Genomic DNA, 447 nt, shown 5'->3' on the forward strand with positions numbered 1-447 from the left:
GGGGCTTCGAGCTAAGATTCGCCAGCGCAGACCGTATATTTCCTATGTTGGGACGATCAGCCACATTGCTGACAACAAGCTTGACCGCAAGTTCACCCCAGATAAGCCAAATGCCGTCTTTGTCAGCGACGTCACTGAGTTCAGGGTCGCAGGCCGCAAGGTCTATCTGTCACCGGTGATGGATCTGTTCGACCGTTCAATTGTTGCCCACACCGTGGCTACATCGCCGTCGACAGCGTTTACCGCCGGTTCTTTAGCCAAGGCGATTAAAACGTGTGCGCCTGAACCCGGGTGGATGATGCACACTGACCAAGGTTTCCAGTACCAGCATTCTTCCTGGCGCAACTTGATTGGCGACAACGGTGGTGTGCAGTCGATGTCGCGTAAAGCCAACTGTTACGACAACGCGGTCATGGAGAACTTCTTCGGCCACGTGAAAACCGAGAT

The 447-nt window shown here is 54.1% G+C and carries 1 protein-coding gene; it reads left to right on the plus strand.

The window, feature by feature from the left end; translation table 11 throughout:
- On the plus strand, window positions 1-447 hold a 447-nt coding region (locus QP981_RS11190; RefSeq protein WP_284858025.1), incomplete at both ends, for an IS3 family transposase.

It is taken from the genome of Corynebacterium sp. MSK047 (assembly GCF_030232285.1).
GTDB classification, from domain to species: domain Bacteria; phylum Actinomycetota; class Actinomycetes; order Mycobacteriales; family Mycobacteriaceae; genus Corynebacterium; species Corynebacterium jeikeium_D.